General features: G+C 53.4%; 3 protein-coding genes and 1 pseudogene. All 4 read right to left on the bottom strand.

Features of this window, described 5'->3' with window-relative positions; all coding sequences use genetic code 11:
- Nucleotides 1-589, bottom strand: a pseudogene (locus FV217_RS21885) (hypothetical protein); the annotation flags it as partial.
- A gap of 411 nt (nucleotides 590-1000) precedes the next feature.
- On the bottom strand, nucleotides 1001-2866 hold the full coding sequence (locus tag FV217_RS21880) for a hypothetical protein (RefSeq protein ID WP_147821699.1): 1866 nt from the start codon (nucleotides 2864-2866) through the stop codon (nucleotides 1001-1003).
- A 2-nt stretch (nucleotides 2867-2868) separates the two neighbouring features.
- Nucleotides 2869-3384, bottom strand: a complete 516-nt coding sequence (locus FV217_RS21875) for an ABC-three component system middle component 2 (protein WP_147821698.1) — start codon at nucleotides 3382-3384, stop codon at nucleotides 2869-2871.
- A complete protein-coding gene (locus FV217_RS21870; RefSeq protein WP_187272671.1) occupies nucleotides 3372-4127 on the bottom strand; it encodes an ABC-three component system protein in 756 nt (251 codons plus the stop codon). The genes FV217_RS21875 and FV217_RS21870 overlap by 13 nt, the downstream gene beginning before the upstream one ends.
- Nucleotides 4128-4494: the final 367 nt, after the last annotated feature.

Raw genomic sequence — 4494 nt, 5'->3', positions numbered from 1 at the left:
GCTCCGCCACAAGCGGGGCCTCCTGCCCGAGCGCTGCGGCGATCCGGGCTTCGAGGTCGTGCAGGGTCGCGACGAGGCGGCCGGTGCGCTGGGCCGAGAGGTCCTGGAGCGAGCAGGCCGTGTAGATGACGATGGCACGGCGATCGAGCACGTCGCAGAGCGCCGTGTCGGCCCCCGTCTCGCGCAGGCTCCAGGCCGCCTCCTGCATCGCCTCGGCGGCACTCAGGATCTCGGAGGTCGCCCGCTCGGCGCCCTGCACGAGGGTGTCGAGGGTTTCGGCCCCGCTCCGGCCGTCCTCTCCGTCGGGCAGGGTCATCGCCGCGATCTCGGTGCGGGTGCGGGCGATGCCCTCGGCCATCGCCGCGAGTTCGCCGCGCAGGGCGTCCGGGTCGTCGGCGGTCGCAGCGTCCCGGGTGACGACCTGCTCCAGCCGCGCGATCGCCTGGAGCAGCGTGTCGGTGTCGGCGCCGCGATGCCGGCGGGCGACCTCCGCCAGGAAGAGCCGCCCGCGCTCGGTCTCCGCCAGGGCGGAGGCGATGACGTCGTACTCGGACGCGTCGAGCCGCGTCTGCGAACCGGAACCCACCATAGAACCCACGTCCTCGTCGACCGACGATCCGCGCACGGACCGTGACTTCGGCGCGATCGAGTATGACGGAACGTCTTTAACGGCGGCTTACGGCGGGGCCGGAGCAGCGGCCATGCGCTTCGACGCCTCCGGCCGTCGGCCGCCGGCACGGCCGGGAGATCGTATTTCGCGGTTGGCCGGGGTGAGCCGATCCGCGCGGATCAGGCCCCGTCAGCCGGAGACGGCATGGACGATCGACTGGGAGAGTCGCCGGGCATGACGGGGCTGGGGGGCGGACGGAATGCGACGCCGTCGCGACGGCGGCGGGCTGACGAAGTGGGTGGTGTCAAGGTGGGTTTCAAGACGGAGTACGTTCAGCACCCAGCTGATAACGCTCAACGCCTCAAAAGAAACGAGTATTAAGTCAAGCGGTCAAATGAATGGTCCAGCAGGACCGGGCACTGGAATGAAGGCAACCCGGTCGCCTGGCGACGCTGTATCTCCCGCGAACCACTCATATTGAACTGCCGCCGCAACATCAGCCGGCGGTTCCTTATTCTCCACAATGATAATCTGAATTCCTGCGGAGACCCGCTTGAGGGATTCCCAGAAAGCGGCCTCAACACCCAAGTCGATAGGGCCATCTGCTCCTTTAATCTGAACGCCCTTCTTCTTATAGCTAGTCAGAGGAGAGTCTATTATAGCAAATCCTATATGAGGTAGATTGTTATTAGAGCAATAACGAAGCAATCCAATTATAAATGCTGAATATAGAACAGCACGAACGCCCTTTCCGTGCGATTGGCGTGCCTGTCCATCTACGATAATATCATATTTTTTCGAATCAAATTCGACGCGACCCGTGCCGCTCCATTTCCATTCTCTCAAAACAAACTCTACTTCGTTACAGAACGCTCGCAGTGCTTTCCCGGGCAATGCTTCCCACTCGCGTTTTGCAGGGCGCCGAGATTCAGCAGCACGCTCGATTTCGTCTTTCTTTGCGCGTAGGCCTTCAAGCTGCTCTCGATCACTTCGGGTTGCTTCCAAGTAAATCCGTCGATCTAGAAGTGATTGCAAGCGTTCTACGTTCGTTTGAATTGCAGGCTGAATAATACTGTTCAAACGCGTATTAGCTCGAAGTATATTTTTTTGCGTTGATAGCTTTTCCTCGTTCTGAGCAACTCGGCGGCTTATCAGGCTTGCTACTGCATTTTCGAGGTCAAGGCGTTGTGCGAGAATTTTTGAAGCCTTAGCTCGTGCGGATGCGTAGATGGTTTCACTACTTCCTGCCGCTACATGAGCATGCTCAGGCGTCATCAATTGATCGCACAGTGCGCACTTAATTTCCTGAAGTCCATCAAAGTAATGAGCGCCCTCTGATATAAAATCTAATCGCCCGAGATCGGAACTGTATCTTTCATCCAGAAGCCGATAACGACTAAGAAGCTCCTCGATTGCAATCAATTGAGACTCGGCACGCTGCATATTTTCCGTTGCTGCCTGCCGCTCGTTCATAAGCCCTTCTCGCTCGTCCTCAAACTGTGATAAAGATTCAGCTACGGAGGCAATACTTGCATCAACGCGCTCAATCGTCTCGTCTGGGCTTTCTGCAACAACTTGATCCAGTCGCTGCTCAAGTGGGGTCAGAAGATCAATGATCACATCTAACTGCGCATTCAGCCGCGCCGTAGCTATGTCGCGCCGCTCGGCTGCAACCACGCCCCTATCGTCTTTGCCGGAAAGCATGAACGCGAACATTCGCTCTCGCGCCGTGTTGTCGTAGCTAGGACGTCCCAAAACTGGCGACTGTTCTTCGATTACAGAAACTTCATCGACGACGATGGTCGGCATAAAATTTCTGATGGAAAGACGCTGTGTCTTTCCATCTTTGTTGGCGCGAAGAGTTGCCTCAGGGATTCCAGCAAAAGAAAAAATTACCGAAGTTACATCGATAGCAGTACTCGTTCCATGGCGACGAAACACAATTTTATCGCCCTCGCCAATAATGTCCTTAATCCTGCAGTTATGGGCAGCGAGATCTCCACCAGAGAGATGTCGCATTAAAGTGAGAAAAGCGCCTGCGGTATTTTCAAATTCAACAAAAAGCTGAGAATATGGCTCAGCCTGAGGGATACGCTTGCGCAATTCGTCGGCGCCAAATATATAGTCGATGCAGTGTAAAAGATAACTTTTGCCTGTATCGGACTCTCCAGCGACAATATTCCCAGATGGGAGGAATTGCACTATTGCATCCTCAACATTCAGGCCTCGTAATAAAATGCAACGAAGCTGCAACATGCCTAAAGCTCCAAATCACTTATGGCCGTTATGCGCTCGAACTCTGCGCCCCACCGCCCGATGTTTTCAGCCATATAACGCTCCAACAACAGATCGTCTAAATTTTGAAATTTTGATATAAGCCAACCTGCGCGTTCTCGCAGTAATTCTGCGTAAGCGGTATTTAAAAGTCCCAGAAAAGCAACAGTTAAATTTGTAGAGTTATAAGTTATTCCAAACTTATCAAAGTTTTTAGATAAAAGTTCTCGAGAAAACATTTGATTGAGGCCAGTCTGAATTAAATCGCGCTTAACTAGCAGCTCACTGCTGCGATACGGAACAGCTGGATGTAAACTTTTGGGTCCTCCCAGAACATCACCAGAATGTACTATCAAATAATCATAAGAAATTAGACGTTGCAGATCGCATCTATGGCCATCCGCCGCTGCCAACACAAAAAGAAGCCGTAGCCCGCACTCTAGAGGTGAATTGAACGGTCGATCATAGCGGGGGCGGCCCTTAGCTGCTACTCGCACCATTGGACAAGGCCTTCATTAGCCATCTGATGGCACATGCCCTCGCGATCATTTGCGAGTACATGCGGCGCCAAAGCGTGGCTGCCTAACTGAATCGACTGCGAGCCTTTCACAGTATTAAGAAGACGTTGATAACCCGACGCAGCTATGTCACTATACCAGTGATATAAGCTATTCCCAAACTCATCGAGCAAAGTCTCGAAAAATCTTACATCTGCCATTTGGTCGCGAGCAAGTTCTTTTAGTCCTTCTGTAGAGTAGAAAGTTATTCTAGATCGATCAAATAGTTTCCGATATTTATCAATATGGCTAAACTCTTTGTGTGACAAAACGGGCGCGCCCATCTGTTCGCCGATTACCGCAAACAACTGCGTTACGTATCCAGTCTCGCCGGGCGTGACCTCCGAAGGTGGCGATGGGGGGACCGCGCGGTCAATGAGCGGTGCCCCAAATACAGTTAGGTGATAGCGTGTTTGAGCGTGCTCCTTTAGCAATTCGAGAGGCTGTTTCGCTCTAAAAATACTAAAGTCAAAATTATTAATATACTCTTTTAATTCGACACTAAGATCTACTGGTTGCTTCCGAATTTCATCGCGACAATGCTTGTCCCAATTAGTAATTATAAAACTACGGAGCTTTTCTGGCGCATCAATCAAATCTTGAAACGGCGACGTAACCCCCTTATGGGTCACAAAAACATACTGCTCCGGTACGGTATAGTCGCCTCGATGCGTATAGAAAATCACTTTCCCGATTTCGGCTGCTGCGATTCCAGCGCCTAGGGCTGCACCATAGTGTTTGCACTGGTATAGCCTCCACCGCCGCCTCAGAACTTTTGTCTGATCGAGCCACGCGAGGACATCGCGCCCTTTGTCGCCAGCGCCGCCACGTTGCTGGACCTCGACGATCTCTGGAACCTTTATCGCAAGATAATCGGAGACCCACTCCAGCGTAAATCGCTCGAATTCTGCTGCGCTGAATTGAGCTAGAGCGGCTGCCGATCACGCGGAGTCGGGCTGGGTTTTCACACGCGGGCTGATCTGATTCCCTGTCTGCTTTCGACAGGAGGGTCGATGTCGTCGCCGTTGTCGTCCGATCTGCGTGAGCGCGTCG

Source organism: Methylobacterium sp. WL9 (genome assembly GCF_008040035.1).
Lineage (GTDB): Bacteria > Pseudomonadota > Alphaproteobacteria > Rhizobiales > Beijerinckiaceae > Methylobacterium > Methylobacterium thuringiense.
This window is presented reverse-complemented; position numbering and strand designations above follow the sequence as displayed.